Raw genomic sequence first — 18421 nt, forward strand, 5'->3', positions numbered from 1 at the left:
AAACGAAAACATTCACCATGAGACGACCAACCCGTGAGATTCCAGCCCGTTGGCTCGCCAATATTCTCGGCGCTGGCCAGGTTTGCGCCTGGGGCTCGCTTTATTACAGTTTTCCCCTGCTCGCCGCGGCAATGGGTGCTGATCTGGGTTGGTCTAAACCTACCATTTTTACCGGCGCTACGGTCAGCATGCTCGTCACGGCGGTGTTTACCTACCCGGCGGGTGTGGCAATTGATAGAGGTCACGGTCGGTGGTTAATGGCTGTTGCATCCGCCCTTGCTGCAGTCATGCTGATCTGGTGGTCCCAAGTCGACGCGATTCTCAGTTTTTATATACTTTGCGCGGGGCTGGGGGCATTGCAAGCTTGCATACTTTATGAGCCAGCGTTTGCTGTCATGGCAAAAAGGTCAGGCGCTGCCACTGCAAGACCGCTCATCACGATTATCACTTTGTGGGGTGGCTTTGCAAGCACGGTTTTTATTCCACTCGAACAATTTTTGCTCAATCAATTAGGCTGGCGTGAATCACTCGTGGTTTTAGCGGGAATCAATCTCTTGTGGGCGCTGATCTACTCGCGTTGTATTCAGCCTCAGTTTGATCATGAACATGCAACTCACAACGAGGCGCGCGAAGCGAACAAAGCACGGGATCGGGCGGTGGTCAAAGCAGCCCTCAAAAACAGCGTGTTCTGGTTACTGTTGGTCGCCATGACTCTTTATTCGGTCATGTTTACCGTATTTATTTTTCATGCTTACCCGATCTTGCAAGAAAAAGGTCTCAGCACGGACGATGTCGTGCTTGCACTGACAGTGTTAGGCCCAGCACAGGTTTTAGGCCGCGTATTGATCGCCTATCTGGCTAAAAACGCGTCAATGCGCTTGCTCGGCTCGCTGATTGCTTGCGTATTTCCTTTTATTTTTGGGACACTCGCGGGCATTGAACGACCGGCCTTTTGGTTGGTCGCGTTACTGATCACTTGCTACGGCTTAGCCAACGGGATTTTTACGATTGTCCGGAGTCTACTGGTACCCGAACTGCTCAGCCGCCACGCCTATGGGGCCCTGAATGGCTTGTTGACCGTTCCGACGATGATCGCCCGTGCAGTCGGTCCACTAGCAGCAGCGAGTCTCTGGATGATCAACAAGTCCTATCAAGTCGTCCTCGTGAGCGTTTGCTTGACCGCCATCCTATTTGCCTGCGCCTTCTGGTCGGCTAGTTGGGTAAGCCGCAATAAAGAATCTATTAACCGCCCTCTTACTGAAAGTTAAAAAAGCCATGTCATCGATTATCGAGCTCACCGCAACTGAACTATCTCAAGCCATCCACACGCGTGAAGTGTCCTGCGTGGACGTCATGGATGCTTATTTGACTCAGATAGACAGGCTCAATCCGACCGTCAACGCACTGGTCGGCTTTGCAGACAGAGAGGAGGTAAAAAAACTTGCTCAGGCGAGAGATAAGCAACTCGATCAGCACGAGAGCATGGGTCCCTTACATGGCTTTCCTCAGGCTCCCAAGGATCTTGCCCCCGTGGCTGGCATGGTTACCACCAATGGTTCGCCCATCTTCAAAGATCAAATCACTCAGGTCGATTCTGCTGCCAACGCAAGAGTTCGCGGGGCAGGTGCTATCTTTGTCGCCCGAAGCAACTCGCCCGAATTCGGTTTAGGGGGCCACACCTACAACAATGTCTATGGCACAACCCTCAACGCGTTTAACCAAAGCGTGTCAGCAGGCGGCAGCAGCGGTGGCGCTGCGGTGGCCGTCGCCTTAAACATGCTGCCCGTGGCTGATGGATCGGACATGATGGGGTCCTTGCGCACCCCTGCGGGTTTTAACAATATTTTCGGATTCAGGACATCAGTAGGATGCGTGCCGGCAGGCCCAGGCGACGAAGTTTTCTTTCAGCAATTCGGTGTCGTGGGTCCGATGGCCCGAAATGTGCCTGACTTGGCATTATTGCTTTCAGTTCAGGCCGGCTTTCACGCGAGCGTGCCACTGACCAGACGACAAGATAATCCCGAGCAATTCTTGCAACCGCTTGAGCAAGACATGACGGGAAAACGAATTGGCTGGCTGGGTAACTTAGGCGGGCATTTGCAGACTGAAGCGGGTCTGCTGGAGACCTGCCAAAGCGCCTTACAGCACTTCGACAGCATCGGTTGCAAAGTGGAGGCCATCACGCCACGTTTTGATTTCGAACAACTTTGGCGTGCTTGGATCACACTACGCGGTTTTACTTTCTCTGGGGCACAAGCGAGTCTCTATCAGTCGCCTGAAAAACGTCTGTTACTTAAGCCCGAAGCGATCTGGGAGATCGAAAGCGGGTTGAAACTGACTGCGAATGAAGTTTACGAGGCGGCTAAAGTGCGCACGGCTTGGTATCAAACCTTAAGTCGTTTATTTGAAACTTACGATTTTCTGGTGATGCCCACTGCGCAGGTATTCCCTTTTCCAGCTGAGCAGCATTGGCCTGCCGAAATAGCCGGTACGAAGATGGACACCTATCACCGGTGGATGCAAGGGGTCATTATGGCAACTGCAGCAGGTTTACCTGCTTTATCAGCGCCTGCAGGCTTTGGGCCAAAGGGACTACCAGCCGGCATTCAAATCATTGGCCCGGCTCAGTCGGATTTTGAAGTGCTTAAAATGGCTCACGCTTACGACTTAGCAAGCGGTTATTCGAAAACACGTAGCCCACTGCTCACATGACACACACTAGACCCAAAATTGCTCTCGTCACTGGTGCTGGCAAGCGTCTCGGACAAACCATTGCAGTCGAGTTAGCTCGATCAGGTTGGGATGTTGCAATCCATTACGGCTCTTCTGCGCTAGACGCTGAGCAAACGGCCAACACCATCCGGCAACTCGGGCGACAAGCCATCACGTTACAGGCGGATCTTGAAAACGAATTTGCAGTGGCTCAGCTCGTGGCGCGTTGTCAGGCAGAACTAGGTTTGCCTGACTGTATCGTCAATAACGCTTCGCTGTTCGATTACGACGACATCCAGCAATTCAGTTACGCCAACCTCGACAAGCACATGCGCATTAATGTCGCGGCGCCTCTGACACTTGCCCGATCGTTATTCTCTCTGCGAAAGGGGCTTGGACATCAATTGACTCATCCCGGCGTCATCATCAACTTGCTGGATCAGAAACTTGAGAATCTGAATCCTGACTATTTGTCGTATACCTTGTCCAAAGTAGCTTTGGATAAGGCGACGATTTTGCTGGCCAAAGCACTTGCACCCACGTTGCGAGTCGTTGGAGTAGCACCTGGCGTGACCATGATGTCGAAAGATCAAACTGAAATCGGTTTCGAGGCATCCACGAAACTCACACCATTGGGCTACTCTTCAACCCCCGAAGATATTGCTCAAGCAGTTCTCTACTTGGCGACCGCTCATGCGGTTACCGGAACCACCCTCTTTGTAGACGGTGGCCAGCACTTGCAACCCATGGAACGCGATGTCGTGTTTCTGACCCAGTAGCATCATCCATCGCTCATGAACTCAACACTTTTGACCCATCCTCACCTGGCAGACTGCCGAAGACTTTTTCTGCGCAATTTCGAGATCATGATGAATATCGGGGTGTACGAATCCGAAAAAAACGGACCACAACGCGTGTTAGTTAACGTAGACCTTTATGTGCCGCTCAGCGACAACACGCCCACAGAAGACAAACTTCTCGAAGTGGTCGACTACAACCTGATGCGAAACACAATTCAAGCAATCGCTGCGACTGGCCACATTCATTTGCTCGAGACCTTATGCGATCGGGTTGCCGATAAGATCATGCAACACAGACTAATCCGAGCGATTGGCGTGTCAGCTGAAAAACCAGATGTGTATGCCGACAGTGAAGGGGTCGGGGTAGAGATTTTTCGTGTCAGATCAACAGCGTAGTGACCACTGGGGTCAGGATGGTGGCCCAGATGACCAAAGCGAGCAACAACGCCAAGAAGACAGCCGCTGAGCCAAAATCCTTCGCACGCTTAGACAGATCGTGCTGCTCAAATGAGATGCGATCGATAGCAGCCTCAACGCTTGAATTCAACAGCTCAACAACCAGTACCAGTAACAAGGTCGCAAACATCAAGGCCCGGTCAAGCCCGGTCACGGGAGCCCAAATTGCGATCGGCGACAGCACCAGAGCCAAGGTCAATTCTTGCCTGAACGCACTCTCTTCATTAAACGCAAACACTAGACCGCGCCAGGAATTTTTAGCAGCATGCCAGGCACGCGCCAAGCCACGATTACCTTTGTGTGGATTCTGATTGATGTTATACGGTGGCGGCGAGGGTGGTAATGAAGGCGGTATGGATGGCATCAAGTCACCATCAGTCTGTCGCCAGCATTGGATTGGATTCAACAGGCGCGGGACGCAGGTAGTATTCGAATTGCTCAGTCGCAGCCCGCCATGAGAAGGTCTCAGCGTGCGCACGTGCGATCGCCCGGTCAATATGCAAAGCTTGCAAACAGGCTTCACGCAAATCGTCATGCATCACACCCGCACCAGAGTCGCCCAACACGTCGATGGGGCCAGTGACAGGGTAAGCGGCAACTGGCAAGCCACAGGCCATGGCCTCAAGCAAGACCAAACCGAACGTATCTGTCTTACTTGGAAACACAAAAACATCTGCGGCGGCGTAGATCTTAGCCAGTTCGTATTTGTTCAGTTCACCAAAATACATGGCATCAGGATATTTCTTTTTCATATCCGACAGGCCAGGACCACCACCAACCACCCATTTGGTCCCTGGTAAATCCAACCTCAGAAATGCATCAATATTTTTTTCAACCGCTACCCGGCCGACATAAAGAAAGACAGGATATGGCGAACTATCGGGGATCAGTGAGGGTGCTTCAGATTCGTCTTCATTGGTCGGGAGCTTGAACACATCAAGGTCAACACCGCGTGACCACAAAACCGTATTGTCGATACCGTATTTCTCAAGATCTTGCTTAACGACCGAGGTTGGTGCCATGACCGCCATCGCAGGGCCGTGAAACCAGCGCAGAAACCGGTAAGTCCAGTGCAACGGGATATTGATTCGAGCTTTGACGTACTCAGGAAATCGTGTGTGGTAGGCGGTCGAGAAAGGTAATTTGTTTCTCACGGCATAATTACGCGCTGCAATCCCTAAAGGACCTTCAGTCGCGATGTGCATGGCATCGGGTGCAAACGCTTTGAGCCGTTTGGCCAACTTAAGCCGAGGATAGACAGCCAGCGAAATCGTTGGGTAGGTCGGACAGGGGACAGTAAAGAATTCGTTCGGCGTGATCATGTCGACTTCGTGACCCATCGCGATGAGCTCGGTCAAAGTCTGCTTTAAGGTTCTGACCACACCGTTGACTTGAGGCTCCCAGGCGTCCGTGATGATTGATATTCGCATGCTCTCGTTCTCTCGCCTCAAGATACTGAACTGGTCTGCTGACTGAACGAATCGAGCAGCGCGGGTTCAAGCTCTGGCACGACCTCAACAGGGCGCGCGGGCGCGCGCTTACCTGTTACCCCTTCAGGTACTTCATCGTGAACCGGGTCGCCGTGTATATGCGTCCAATGGACTATTTTTAGCTCACCCTCATGGGTTTCGACAAGTGCGGTCAAGCTCTCAACCCAATCGCCATCATTGCAATAAAGCAAACCATCGATTTCTCTGATCTCTGCGTTATGAATATGCCCGCAAACCACGCCATCGCAATGACGCATCCGTGCTTCACGTGCCATGATGTGCTCAAAATCAGTGATGAAACTGACAGCATTTTTAACTTGATGTTTTAGGTATTGTGAGAGCGACCAGTACTGAAACCCCAGGCGCACTCGAATCCGGTTGAAGTAGCGGTTCAAGAACAGGATAAACGTATAAAGGCTGTCGCCAACATACGCAAGCCATTTAGCGTATTGCATGACACTGTCAAACAAATCGCCGTGAGTCACCCAGAGTTTTCTGCCATCAACGGTGGTGTGTATCCACTCTTCGACAACCTTCACCTCGCCAAAGGACATGCCGAAGAATTGACGAACACTCTCGTCATGGTTGCCAGGAATATAAATGACCTCTGTACCTTTGCGTGCCTTACGCAAAAGCTTTTGCACCACATCATTATGGCTTTGAGGCCAGTAGAAGTTTTTCTGTAGCCGCCATCCATCAATGATGTCGCCTACAAGATAAAAAGTATCGGCCTCATTGTGCTTCAAGAAATCGAGGAGGTAGTTGGCCTGACAACCTGGTGTGCCCAAGTGTATGTCTGAAATCCAGATGGCGCGATAGTGATTCATGAGTCGATATTACACCAGCTTATCGTGACAGCTAGATGGCAAAATCATTTCATTTTAATGACATGTGCGCATTATTCAATCAAAGCGATACGTCACGCCGGCTTGAAACCGACTGGTATTAGCTTCATTCGCTGAGAACATCGTACCGAAGTTTGTGGCATTTCGCTGATAGGCGATCCCAAGATCCACCTCTTTTGTTGGCGAATAAATCAAGGCGAGCATGGCATACGTTGTCAGAGAGGGGTCGGGCTCATTGGGATTGGTGTTGACACCAACATCCAAGGCCAATTTAAACCTCGGGGCAAACTGCCAAACAGGCGCAACAGATACTGCATACAAATTCGTACGCTTGGCATCAGCGCTGAAACCAACCTGATAATTGGGATCATACGGCGCCCTGAAATAACTGACATTGGCATGCACCTCAAGCGACTGCAGATAATAAGAAAAAATTGAAGTCAAGCCCGCGTTGATCGCGGAGTTTCCCAGACCATATATTTGCTGATCAACTGCCGCTGGCAATATCAGCATGGGTTTCAACGCAGCACTAACGCCGTGCTCGCCATCGCCCGCATAACGCCATTTCATTGCAAAGGTGTAGTTCCCGATAGGCGAGAAGCCACCTGAGGGCGTAGCGTAAAAAGTTGGGCTAAACGACGCGTCGAACGTATCGGTCAAACCCCGCGCATACGCCAAGGGAAATCCCCGTGCGAGACCTGTTCCTTCGTAGTTTTCGCCAGTGCTGAAGCCATCCTCGGGGGTTACGGCTGGGCTGTATTCGCTGATTAAAAAGAAATACTGTTCAAGCTGATTACTGCCTTTAGCCACCGTGGCGGCATCATCAGTATTTAGAGGGGCATACGCGAATGCGCTGAAATTGATTAAAAAAAAGACAAAAATGACAACAAACCGACAACCGAGCATCCAAACATCCTTCATCACTAACTTTAAAGGATTTATTTTAATAATCAGTGCGCGTGAATTGGCTTGATTGCAGATAAAAACTGCTGAGTTGCAGCTGCCCAGGTGTATTTTTTCCCGAACTCTGCGACAGACTCACGATTGACTTTCAAGGCCTCCAGACAAGCTGTACGCAAATCATGATTCATGACTCCGCCTTGTGAATCGCCAAGCACGTCAATCGGCCCGGTGACCGGCAGGGCAGCAACAGGCGTCCCGCAAGCCATGGACTCGATCATCACCAGACCAAACGTATCTGTTTTGCTGGGAAACACCATCACATCAGCGCTGCGATAGAGTGTTGCTAAATCCGCACCCGATAAAACGCCAAACCAACGAGCATCGGGGAACTTCTTTCTCAATACCTCAGCGCTCGGCCCCTCACCAGCGACCCATTTTTCGCCCGGTAAATCCAGCGATAAAAAATCCTCGACGCTTTTCTCAACTGCGAGTCTACCCACGTAGAGAAACACGGGTTTGTCAGTGCGCGGCAGCTTCTCGCCAGTCGGCTCAAAGATCTCGCTGTCCACGCCCCTGCTCCAGATAACTGGTTTGGTGAAGCCTCTTGTCTTTAGGGTCGACAGCATTGCAGGGGTAGGGACAAGCGTTGCCACACCCGCATTATGAAAGCGCTTGAGTAATGAATAACTCAGACCGACAGGCAAACCAATTCGCATCTGTACATACTCTGGAAACCGGCTGTGATAGCCGGTGCTAAAGCTCCAACCACGATCGATTGCGACACCGCGGATGGCCCAACCGAGAGGGCCTTCCGTTGCAATATGGACCACGTCGGGCGCAAATGCATCAATCACTTTTTTAACTGATCCACTTGTGACCAAGGGCAAGCGAATTTCAGGATACGTCGGGCACGGAATACTGCGAAACATAGAAGGATTAACAACGAGGACTTCGTGCCCCAGCCGTGTCAACTCTCTGGAAGTCATCTTCAAGGTACGAACAACACCGTTAACCTGAGGATCCCAGGCTTCTGTTGCAATCAATATTTTCATGGATCAATACACCGAAGGGACGTACATGTCTTGCGGAACTGGATGTCTTGTGTAGTCCGGGCTATGGACGCGCTCTGGCAAAACAACGGGGGCGTGCTCAACCTCTTCGTAGGGCACTTGTTGCAGCAAGTGATGGATACAATTCAACCGAGCCCGCTTTTTGTCATCCCCATCGACAATCCACCATTTGGCTTCAGGGATATGTGTTCTCGCCAGCATGACCTCTTTGGCCTGGGTGTAGTCCTCCCAGCGACGGCGAGACTCCAAGTCCATGGGACTGAGCTTCCACTGTTTTAATCTGTCGCGTATGCGCATACTAAAACGCATATGTTGCTCGTCGTCACTGATCGAGAACCAGTATTTAATCAGAACAATGCCAGAGCTCACCAGCATCTTTTCGAAGTCAGGCACGGTCCTGAAAAATTCTTCATATTCTTCGTCGTTACAAAAACCCATCACGCGCTCAACACCTGCCCGGTTGTACCAGCTTCTGTCAAACAAGACGATCTCACCGCCTGCTGGCAAATGCGGGACATAGCGCTGAAAATACCACTGAGTCTTTTCACGCTCGTTGGGCGCAGGCAAGGCGACAACCCGACAGACGCGCGGGTTCAAGCGCTGCGTGATCCGTTTGATTGAGCCGCCCTTGCCTGCTGCGTCACGACCTTCGAAGAGCACAACTACTTTCAGCTTTTTTGCAACAACCCAATCTTGCAACTTGACCAACTCGCCTTGCAGGCGAAGCAACTCACGGAAGTAAATGCGTCGTTCCACACTTCGACTGTCTACCTCCCCATCTTGGGGAGAATCCATTAACAACTCATCGAGCATGTCGTCATCGATTTCCATTTCAAGCTCTTCATCGTAACTGTCGATAAGATCAGCACGGGCGCGCTCGGCGAATGTCTTAGCTGAGGCAGAGGGATCGTTCTGTGTATTCGATTTGCTTTTTGTCGTCATGGCGAAAGTGGTTGCAGTGATGTTGATCGTTAATGAGAATGGGCTTTAATCAAAAACCGATTCAGTAGTCGTCCTCATCATCAGGCGACACGGAGCGGCTGTAGTCAATTTCAATAAACTGTGTTTTGGACAAACCGCTGACCAATACACGACTAGCGAAGCTACGTCCGTCGGGCAATTGAATATCCAGCACGTATGCCCCTTTGCTGAGACCTGATACTTTAAAGAAGCCGGCTGAATCCGTCGCGACGCGTGGACCGTTGACAGAGCCGACTCGAAAATTAACCAAGGCACCTGAGAACACCTGAGTATCCGAGACATCGACTACTCGGCCCACGACATCCGTCGCACCGGCCGAACTCACGGCGACGACCATCAGGACGCCTGCAAGGATCCGAGCAAACCGCGACCCAAGCATCGCAACACCCCTCCTGGTTACCATCCTTTCAAATTACCCGCTGGGGACATGTCACTCTGAGCCTTTCCACCCAGCGCGCGAGCAAGACGAACCACGATAGACGTGTTGTCGTAATAACCTGCAAAATGGTGCGCTCCAGCGCCCTCAGCTGAGACCAGCACATCGTCACCTGCGTGTGGGGCGATATCGACGACGCCACCAGTCTTATTAGCCCCACCCTTCACATTCTGAGTGGGCATATTGCCTGTCATCAACAGCCCTTCCGGCTGTCGGGCTGAATCTGGCAGAGCCGCCTGATCGATCTTTTTACCATCAGCTGTTTTTCTCGAACTATTCGGTTTGAGCGGTTGATAATTAGTCAAGAAAGTCGTGCTGTAGGTTGGACGTCCACCGTCTTCAATAATCAGTTTGATTGCTGGATCTGGATCGTCAGGAAAACCATCGCGATTAAGGTCTGCATAAGTCGGAAACGTCGCATCATTGAAGGTACCGATGGCATCTTGCAAGGCACAGGGCCGGTCAGGATCGGCGGCAGAACCAAGGGTCACCGGATAGTTGCCATTGGTCGTCTGGAAGCATTTGCCAGCAGCTTCAATCAGCGAGCCCGTCATCGCCACACCGATAATCGTTTGTGGTTGTGCGTGATCGGAAGTTGCCACGGTCAAAGCATGCTTGTCGTCAGAGAACCTGGCCACGGTGTTTTGCACACTGCGATCGAGCTCAATCACTTCATAAATTGCACGGTCATACTCAAGAATATGTCCCATTTTGTCAGACTGTGACTGCTCAACAAGTAGCATCCAGCCGCCGTCGCCACGTGGATTTTGTTGCTTGGCAAGCCCTTCAAGCACACTAATCGCTTTGTCGATCATGTCTTGCTTCATTGGCACTTTGCTAAAACAAGACGCGATCGTTGCACCACACGCGGTGCCGTAAGGCGGTGCAACATTCATCCCGATCTCTGGGTCACCCGAGTGCTTACCGCGAATCGTTGCTTTATTTCTCGCAACCAGACGATCCAGGACACCTGGGATATTGTCTGGCCCCAAGCCCGTCGACGTTTTACGGAATTCCCCGGTGAATACGCCAATAAGCTTTTTGTTGTTGGGGGCGTTACGGAGTTCGTCGACATTATGCACAACGCTATAGCCCATTGCAGGCGCAACATTAGCGAGTAAGTCAACGTCTTTACGGCCAGCACCTTCGGGGTATTGATAAAAGCCCTGCAACAAGGGATTGTTTTGCTTCATCCAGTGAACAGCACCTCCGCCCATCAAAACATCAAGGGGCTGAGATAATTCGGCCAAGGCAACGTTGCCCGTTTTCTTTAACTCACTCGCATCGTCGTAGTAGCCAATCATCTGCTGCGCAATGTTCAGATAGTTTCTGCGCGCACGATTATGAGCCTGAGCAGAGGCAGGGGTTGCATCCACCAGAAAAGCATCGGTCACGACGCCGATCTTCCAGCCATGAACGCGCTTCATGTACTCAAAAATTGTTTCAATCCGCGGATTATCAAGCGCATCTTCTGGCGTGTTATCGATTGACACCTGAATGGCATTGTTAGATTGTTTGACCCCACTGATGATGCTGGCCATGCCTGGCGCAGAGTCAGTAATAATGCTGTCAAACGACGTCGTACGACTCATCCCCTGCACTGTCATCTGCTCAAGCGCCAAAGGCTCTGCGCGGCCTTCAACAATCGGCTTGCTAATCAGGCGAGCTGCTGTTCTCATCGGGACGCCCATGCCGTCGCCAAGAAAAAAGACCAGCTTATTCGTTGCACCGGCTGCGCGAGGATTGGGGGCTGCCGCAACTTCGTAAACGTTGCGCACAGACCTGGCTGTCCCATCGACGTTCACAACAGCCTCGACCAAGTAATGCCCGGGAGCGTCGAAGCTCATATTTCTGGCAGTCTCACCAAATAACAACTCAGACTTCGGCGTGCCTGATTCAGAGCCTTTGCCTTGCTTCTGTATTTTCTGCGTAAACTGCGCGGAGACCTCTTTGCCGTTAATTTTTAGGCTGACTAATTTAGGAGCCACCTGAGCGGGGATCTGTGTCTCAACACGCAAGTCAAAACGTTGGCCAGCGAACAAATCACTGCGCGTGGGGGGCATCATACGCAAGCCAGATTCGGACTCTGCGTTCATCGGGAAATCAGCTAATTTCTGATTAAAGTAGATTGGATCGGCCGCGTTTCTGGTTTTACCGTCGCCTGCAAACGGGGAATCATCGTCTTGACCTGCGATTGAAACCGTTGTCGTCAATGCGACGAGCAAGCATGCGAGAGCACGACCACCAAATCTGCTGTCTATCATCATCTTTCACTTATACAAAAACGTCACTCAGGGATATTTGATTTTAATGACCAAATATGACAAGCGAATGAAAGTGATGACAGTTTGTAATAAAAAATTTAACGAACAACCAACAGAAATGTCGCGAGCGCAACAAATAGAAAACGGATCTTAGATATGAAATCTAAGACCCGTTTTGATTTTGGTCGGGGCGGTGGGATTCGAACTCACGACCCTCTGCTCCCAAAGCAGATGCGCTACCAGGCTGCGCTACGCCCCGAAGCCTTGAACTATAACAGATTGGCAAAATTCTTGCCGACTGCTAAACCTGTTTATCGTTAAAAACTTAGCCAAACCGCCCAGTAATATAGTCTTCAGTCTCTTTGCGAGAAGGTTTGACGAAAATCTGATCTGTTTCACCGAACTCCATCAACTCGCCCAAATACATGTAAGCGGTAAAGTCAGAGCAACGCGCAGCTTGCTGCATGTTGTGCGTCACGATGACAACCGTATAGTCATTTTTGAGTTCAGTGATCAACTCTTCCACTTTTGCAGTAGAGATTGGATCAAGCGCAGAACATGGCTCATCAAGCAATAAGACTTCAGGTTTGATCGCAACACCACGAGCAATACACAAGCGTTGTTGTTGACCGCCTGACAAACTGTGGCCGCTCTGGTTCAACTTGTCTTTAACTTCAGTCCAAAGTGCCGCTTTCGACAGCGCCCAGTGAACACGCTCGTCCATCTCCGCTTTAGGCAATTGCTCAAACAAACGCACACCGAAAGCGATGTTGTCATAAATGCTCATGGGAAAAGGTGTTGGCTTCTGAAACACCATCCCTACTTTGGCGCGAATTAGCGAAATATCCGTCTTTGTTGTGAGCAGATTCTCGCCGTCCAACAAAATCTCGCCTTCAGCACGCTGACCCGGATAGAGTTCAAACATACGATTAAAGGTGCGCAGCAAAGTCGACTTACCGCATCCTGACGGGCCAATAAAAGCAGTCACTTTATTTTCTGCAATGGCCATATTCACATTGCGTAAGGCGTGAAACCCACCGTAGTAAAAGTTCAAGTTGTTAACCTGAAGCTTTGGCTTCAAATCGGTCATCGGAGTGCTCGCCGGTGTTGTGTTTTCCATCATGTATCCTAAAGATCGCAGCTTTAGCAGCCAGTCAATTATTTTTTACCAAGAAAATTTCTTGCAATGATGTTTAACGCTAAGACCGCTAGCGTAATCAACGTTGCACCAGCCCAGGCGAGATCATTCCAATCCTTAAAGGGACTGGAGGCAAACTGATAGATCACGACCGGTAAGTTAGATAGTGGCTTGTTCATGTCCCATGACATGAATTGATTGTTCAAAGCAGTAAAGAGCAAAGGAGCCGTCTCGCCGGCGATGCGTGCTACTGCCAGCAAAATTCCGGTCATGATGCCGCTTTTCGCCGATTTGTAGGACACCATGACAATCATCTTCCACTTAGGGCAACCAATCGCGAAGCAAGCTTCGCGCAAACCATTGGGTACCAGCATCAGCATATTGTCAGTCGTGCGCACGACGACGGGCACAACCAAGATTGATAGCGCAAGCGCGCCTGCCCAACCAGAGTAATGACCCGCGGGTGCCACGTAGGCGGCGTAAATAAACAAACCAATCACGATCGACGGTGCAGACAGCAAGACATCGTTCAGAAAGCGTGTCGCTGGCGCCAACCAGCCACGCTGACCGTACTCTGCCAGATAAGTACCCGCCAAAACGCCGACGGGTGTACCAATCAGGGTACCCACCCCAACCATAGCCAAACTACCGGCGATCGCATTGAGCAAACCACCTTGCGATCCAGGTGGAGGAGTCATTTCTGTGAACAACGCCAGACTTAACGATCCACCGCCCCGTACGATCAAGGTTTCAAGAATCCACACCAGCCAAATCAAACCAAAAATCAAAGCACTGACCGATAGCGCCAACATGATTTTGTTGGTGATGTACCGGCGCCTGTACACATTGTTGTGGGCGTGTATCGCACTTTCAACGGTTTTAATGCTGACATCGTTCTGTTGATGAGCAATCACGATTTCGCTCCTTCGGACTTCGCCATCCGCTGCAACATCAGCTTGGACGCAATGAGAACAACGGTCGTAATGAAGAAAAGGATCAGTCCAAGCTCAAGCAAGGCAGACTTCTGTAAGCCAGCCGCTTCATTAAACTGATTTGCCAAAGCTGACGCGATGGAAGTACTCGCAGAGAAAACCGACGTTGGCATACGGAAAGCATTACCGATGACAAAGGTAACAGCCATGGTCTCACCAAGCGCTCGTCCCAGCCCCAACATCACTCCTCCAATCACACCAGCTCTCGTGAAAGGCAGGACAACTTTGGACATAACTTCCCAGGTCGTGCCACCCAAGCCGTAAGCAGACTCTTTAAGCATTGGGGGTACTAATTCGAACACATCACGCATGACAGATGCGATAAAAGGAATGATCATGATGGACAGGATCAAACCAGCAGTAAAGATGCCACTGCCGAAAGGTGGGCCCGCAAACAGAAAACCGATACCTGGTATGGGGCTTAGCCAATCGATCAAACTGGGTTGAACATAGCGTTGAAAAAAGGGCACAAAAACAAACAAGCCCCACATACCGTAAATAATCGACGGGATTGCAGCCAGCATCTCGACCGCCGTGCCAATCGGCCGACGTAACCAAGACGGGGCAAGCTCAGTCAAGAACACGGCGATCCCGAAAGAAACTGGGATAGCAATTAAAAGGGCAATGATTGAGGTTAACAAGGTACCAACAACCGGCACCAGCGCACCATAGATATCCTTGTTTGGGTTCCAGTCACTACGCCAGAAAAAGGGGATACCGTCGCGCAGCAAGGTCTCCTGACTGCCGATAACCAGCGAAACGAGGATTGCCGCTAGTAGGCTGAAGACGACAAAGGCAAAGAGTCGAGTCGTTTGCAAAAACAGGACATCATGCAAGGTACTTTGATTTTTTTTCATTGGGTAAACACAATCCGCAACTACAACGACGACGAATGCTGCATTCCAGACTTCATGTCTAAGTCGCTCTCAAGCCACGATTAACTTTGTCAACCGCGGCTTGATGATCGACTATTAGGCGTTATTACAGCAATGGCTTGCCGTCAGCAGCTTTGAGAGTTGCCTTCCAGTCAGCTTTGATCTTGTCTGTCACTTCTTTTGGCAGGGGAACATACTCAAGGTCAGCAGCCAGCTTGCTGCCGCTATCAAAGGCCCAAGTGAAGAAATCGATCACAGCTTTGCCGTTCGCTGGCTTTTCTTGGGTCTTATAAACCAAGATAAACGTAGCACTGGTAACAGGCCATGAAGCATCGCCAGGCTGGTTGGTCAGCACAACACCCATACCAGGTGCGCTATCCCACTTTGCATTGGCAGCTGCGGCAGCGAAAGTTTTCTGATCAGGCTGGACAGCTTTACCAGCGCTGTTGATCAGTTGAGTCCAGGCCAGGGCGTTGCCCTTAGCATAGGCATATTCAACGTAGCCGATCGAATTTTGCAGCTGACGGACATAGTTGGCGACGCCATCATTACCCTTGCCACCCTGACCAACTGGCCACTGAACCGATTTACCTTCGCCCACTGCAGACTTCCACTCTGGCGACACTTTGCTCAGGTAGTTGGTCCAACCAGCTGTGGTGCCCGAACCGTCTGAGCGATAAACCACAACGATGTCAGCCGCTGGCAACTTGACGTCAGCATTCAAAGCTTGAATTGCTGGGTCGTTCCATTTTTTGATTGTGCCCTGGAACACATCTGCCAGAACTTTGCCTGACAACTTCAATTGACCAGGCTTAACACCATCAATATTCACCACAGGTACAGTACCGCCAATCACGGCTGGGAACTGCATCAGAGCCAGTTTGTCCAGTTGCTCACCTGGCATTGGATCATCGGTCGCACCGAAATCAACTGTCTTAGCAGTGATCTGCTGAATCCCGCCACCTGAACCAATGGCTTGGTAGTTGACTTGGTTGCTTGTCTTAGCTTTGTACTCAGCAGCCCATTTCGCGTAAACAGGTGCGGGGAAAGTGGCACCGGCGCCGGTGATATCAACAGCAAAAGCCGTGAAAGCGGCAGAACTCAGGGCTACCGTAGCAGCGAGACGCACAAAGGCGGTCTTGATCATTTCTCTTACCTCGTCGTGGTTAAAATTGGGGTGCGGATACTCAACACGCACTCGCATATTAGTCAGCCTGTATGACAAGTTTGTTACAGTAACAATCTAATCCGCAGTTAGTTGGCCGTTTGATTTGCCAAAATCAGCGCCTCATGAAGGCTGAACGGGGGCTTACGATTTTTTAATTTAATGTAATCCCCATTTTTTTGCTGCAACCAGGCAAGTTGATTGTCATTGAGCGCAAAAGTGAATGCCTCTTGGATTACCCGTTTTTTTAGTTTTTCGTCCAGAATCGGAAACGCCACTTCAACACGTCTGAAAAAGTTTCTGTCCATCCAGTCCGCAGAAGAAGCGTAAACACGCTCTTTCCCGTCTGCGTAAAAATAAAAAACCCTTGCGTGCTCGAGAAAACGTCCAATGATGGATCTGACCGAAATATTTTCAGATAAACCAGGCACACCAGCTCTCAAAGCACAGACGCCACGAACAATCAGATCTATTTGGACGCCAGCTGCACTCGCCTTGTACAACTCATCGATCACAATAGGCTCAAGAAGCGAGTTCATTTTCGCCATGATGCGAGCCTTTTTGCCTGCCCTGGCTGCCCTTGCCTCGGCGCGAATCATGCGCACCATCGATTCATGCATGGTGAAAGGCGACTGCAACAGCAACTTCAGCGTGCGCCGCTCGCCCAAGCCAGTCAGTTGCGAAAATACTTTATCCATATCTTCGCAGAGACGAGTGTCCGCTGTCAGCAAACCGAAGTCGGAGTACAGCGCAGCTGTCCGGGGGTGGTAATTACCGGTGCCTAAATGCCCATAGCGGCGAATGCGGCCTTTTTCGCGCCTCAGCACCAACGCCATCTTAGCGTGCGTCTTGTGACCGACCACTCCGTAAACCACATGCGCACCAACCTCTTCAAGCCTTGCTGCCCAGTTGATGTTGGTTTGTTCATCAAAGCGCGCCATAAGTTCAACGACAACGGTTACTTCTTTGCCTGCCTTCGCAGCAGCCAGTAGCAATCTCATCAGCTCTGAGTCTTCGCCGGTGCGATAGATAGTTTGTTTAATTGCAACAACCTCTGGATCGAGCGCCGCTGCCGTCAAAAAATCAATGACTGGCTGAAAGGACTGATAAGGATGATGAAGCAACTGATCGCCGGCAGCGATCGCTTCGAACAAAGCACCAGGGCGGGTCAAAGGTCGATCAAAGGGCGCAGGAATCGGCGCAACGTATTCAGGAAACAATAAATCGGGCCGATGAACCGCCGAACAAATCTGCATCAGTCTTGAGAGATTGACAGGACCATTGACACGATAGGTGTCAGCATCAGACAGAGAAAACTCGTTTTGCAGATACTCCTCAATATGCCGAGGCATCGTCTGATCGACCTCAAGCCGCACTGCAGACCCGAAATTACGTTGCGACAGCTCACCTTGCAACGCGTGCCGCAGATTGGTGACCTCCTCTTCATCCACAAACAGATCGCTGTTGCGTGTCACCCGCCACTGATAGCACCCTTGCATCTCCATGCCCGGAAACAATTCGCCTACAAAGGCACGCAGCAAGGAAGTCAGCAAAATATAGCCGTTCGGCTGGCCCGACACGGAAGGAGGCATTTTAATCAGGCGAGGTAAAGCGCGTGGTGCCTGCACAACGGCAATGGTCGACTTACGGCCAAAGGCGTCATGGCCCGACAAGGGCAAAATAAAATTCAGGCTTTTGTTGTAAACCCTGGGGAAAGGATGAGCAGGATCCAACCCGATAGGCGTTAACAGCGGCATCACGTCGCGGGTAAACACCTCGTGCGCCCATTTGGTCTGAGCAGCATTCCAGTCAAACGCATGGTGAACCAAAATGCCTTCGGCTTTGAGTGCGGGCCAGACGGCATCTTCAAGCAAATCGTATTGTCGCTGCACCAACTGATGAACAGCCTGCTGCACGCGTTCAAAAGCCTGTTCAGCGCTGAAGCCGTCAGCGCCCGCTGCATTCGGGTATTGACGCAATTGTTCTTTAAGGCTAGATACCCGGATCTCGAAAAACTCGTCAAGGTTGGAACTAACGATGCAGATGTAGCGTAATCGCTCAAGGGCAGGCGTGTCAGCTCGCTCAGCCATCGCAAGCACACGTTCATTAAACTTGATGAGAGACAACTCTCGGTTCAGCAATCTCGACTGGTTATCGGGGTCGCGTTTTGGGTCAGATTTGTTTCTGGAAGTCGTCGCACTTGTCTTATTTGTTCTGGTAACCATATCAACTATTCTGGTGATTGTGCTTCGACTCTTTTTATACACCACTTTTAAGCGCGGCTTAATGATGTT

The 18421-nt window shown here is 50.8% G+C and carries 17 protein-coding genes and 1 tRNA gene; 4 read left to right on the top strand and 14 right to left on the bottom strand.

What is annotated here, in order from left to right; translation table 11 throughout:
* The first annotated feature begins 17 nt into the window (after positions 1 to 17).
* From BCM14_RS04720 to BCM14_RS04735, 4 genes are read left to right on the top strand one after another with little or no spacing between them, the layout of a single operon-like run.
* Positions 18 to 1268 (top strand): MFS transporter, encoded by a 1251-nt coding sequence (locus BCM14_RS04720; RefSeq protein ID WP_106226803.1) that lies wholly within the window; start codon positions 18 to 20, stop codon positions 1266 to 1268.
* A 7-nt stretch (positions 1269 to 1275) separates the two neighbouring features.
* Positions 1276 to 2712 carry an amidase gene (locus BCM14_RS04725; RefSeq protein WP_106226804.1) on the top strand — a complete coding sequence of 479 codons (1437 nt, stop codon included), beginning with the start codon at positions 1276 to 1278 and terminating at the stop codon, positions 2710 to 2712.
* Positions 2709 to 3491: an SDR family oxidoreductase gene (locus BCM14_RS04730; protein WP_106226805.1), complete on the top strand. Its 783-nt coding sequence runs from the start codon at positions 2709 to 2711 to the stop codon at positions 3489 to 3491. Before BCM14_RS04725 ends, BCM14_RS04730 begins: the two co-directional genes overlap by 4 nt.
* Positions 3492 to 3506: 15 nt before the next feature.
* On the top strand, positions 3507 to 3908 hold the full coding sequence (locus BCM14_RS04735) for a dihydroneopterin aldolase (protein ID WP_106226806.1): 402 nt from the start codon (positions 3507 to 3509) through the stop codon (positions 3906 to 3908).
* Here the strand turns inward: BCM14_RS04735 and BCM14_RS04740 are convergent.
* The 14 genes from BCM14_RS04740 to ppk1 form a co-directional block, all read right to left on the bottom strand.
* Positions 3892 to 4332, bottom strand: a complete 441-nt coding sequence (locus BCM14_RS04740; RefSeq protein WP_106226807.1) for a diacylglycerol kinase — start codon at positions 4330 to 4332, stop codon at positions 3892 to 3894. The two genes, BCM14_RS04735 and BCM14_RS04740, sit on opposite strands and share 17 nt — an antisense overlap.
* 10 nt (positions 4333 to 4342) lie before the next feature.
* The gene (locus BCM14_RS04745) at positions 4343 to 5398 is read right to left on the bottom strand and encodes a glycosyltransferase family 4 protein (protein ID WP_106226808.1); all 1056 of its coding nucleotides are present in this window, start codon (positions 5396 to 5398) and stop codon (positions 4343 to 4345) included.
* Positions 5399 to 5415: 17 nt separating this feature from the next.
* A complete protein-coding gene (locus BCM14_RS04750) occupies positions 5416 to 6285 on the bottom strand; it encodes a UDP-2,3-diacylglucosamine diphosphatase (RefSeq protein ID WP_106226809.1) in 870 nt (289 codons plus the stop codon).
* 75 nt (positions 6286 to 6360) lie between these two features.
* Positions 6361 to 7224 (bottom strand): hypothetical protein, encoded by an 864-nt coding sequence (locus BCM14_RS04755; protein WP_106226810.1) that lies wholly within the window; start codon positions 7222 to 7224, stop codon positions 6361 to 6363.
* Positions 7225 to 7253: 29 nt separating this feature from the next.
* Positions 7254 to 8258, bottom strand: coding sequence for a glycosyltransferase family 4 protein (locus tag BCM14_RS04760; RefSeq protein ID WP_106226811.1), 1005 nt, complete (start codon positions 8256 to 8258; stop codon positions 7254 to 7256).
* Positions 8259 to 8261: 3 nt separating this feature from the next.
* Positions 8262 to 9107, bottom strand: a complete 846-nt coding sequence (gene ppk2, locus BCM14_RS04765; RefSeq protein WP_375318466.1) for a polyphosphate kinase 2 — start codon at positions 9105 to 9107, stop codon at positions 8262 to 8264.
* 172 nt (positions 9108 to 9279) lie between these two features.
* Complete coding sequence (locus BCM14_RS04770; RefSeq protein ID WP_106226813.1) at positions 9280 to 9636, bottom strand: hypothetical protein; 357 nt, start codon at positions 9634 to 9636, stop codon at positions 9280 to 9282.
* 17 nt (positions 9637 to 9653) lie between these two features.
* On the bottom strand, positions 9654 to 11960 hold the full coding sequence (locus BCM14_RS04775) for an alkaline phosphatase (RefSeq protein WP_106226814.1): 2307 nt from the start codon (positions 11958 to 11960) through the stop codon (positions 9654 to 9656).
* A 179-nt stretch (positions 11961 to 12139) separates the two neighbouring features.
* Positions 12140 to 12216: transfer RNA gene (locus BCM14_RS04780), tRNA-Pro, on the bottom strand.
* Between the two features lie 66 nt (positions 12217 to 12282).
* Positions 12283 to 13077: a phosphate ABC transporter ATP-binding protein PstB gene (pstB, locus tag BCM14_RS04785; protein ID WP_106226815.1), complete on the bottom strand. Its 795-nt coding sequence runs from the start codon at positions 13075 to 13077 to the stop codon at positions 12283 to 12285.
* 38 nt (positions 13078 to 13115) lie between these two features.
* A complete protein-coding gene (gene pstA, locus BCM14_RS04790) occupies positions 13116 to 13907 on the bottom strand; it encodes a phosphate ABC transporter permease PstA (RefSeq protein WP_106227049.1) in 792 nt (263 codons plus the stop codon).
* Between the two features lie 98 nt (positions 13908 to 14005).
* On the bottom strand, positions 14006 to 14944 hold the full coding sequence (gene pstC / locus BCM14_RS04795) for a phosphate ABC transporter permease subunit PstC (RefSeq protein WP_106226816.1): 939 nt from the start codon (positions 14942 to 14944) through the stop codon (positions 14006 to 14008).
* Between the two features lie 124 nt (positions 14945 to 15068).
* The gene (gene pstS, locus BCM14_RS04800) at positions 15069 to 16109 is read right to left on the bottom strand and encodes a phosphate ABC transporter substrate-binding protein PstS (protein ID WP_106227050.1); all 1041 of its coding nucleotides are present in this window, start codon (positions 16107 to 16109) and stop codon (positions 15069 to 15071) included.
* Positions 16110 to 16216: 107 nt separating this feature from the next.
* A complete protein-coding gene (gene ppk1 / locus BCM14_RS04805; RefSeq protein ID WP_106226817.1) occupies positions 16217 to 18352 on the bottom strand; it encodes a polyphosphate kinase 1 in 2136 nt (711 codons plus the stop codon).
* Positions 18353 to 18421 lie beyond the last annotated feature (69 nt).

Origin of the sequence: Jezberella montanilacus (assembly GCF_003003055.1) — a bacterium.
Classification (GTDB): domain Bacteria; phylum Pseudomonadota; class Gammaproteobacteria; order Burkholderiales; family Burkholderiaceae_B; genus Zwartia; species Zwartia montanilacus.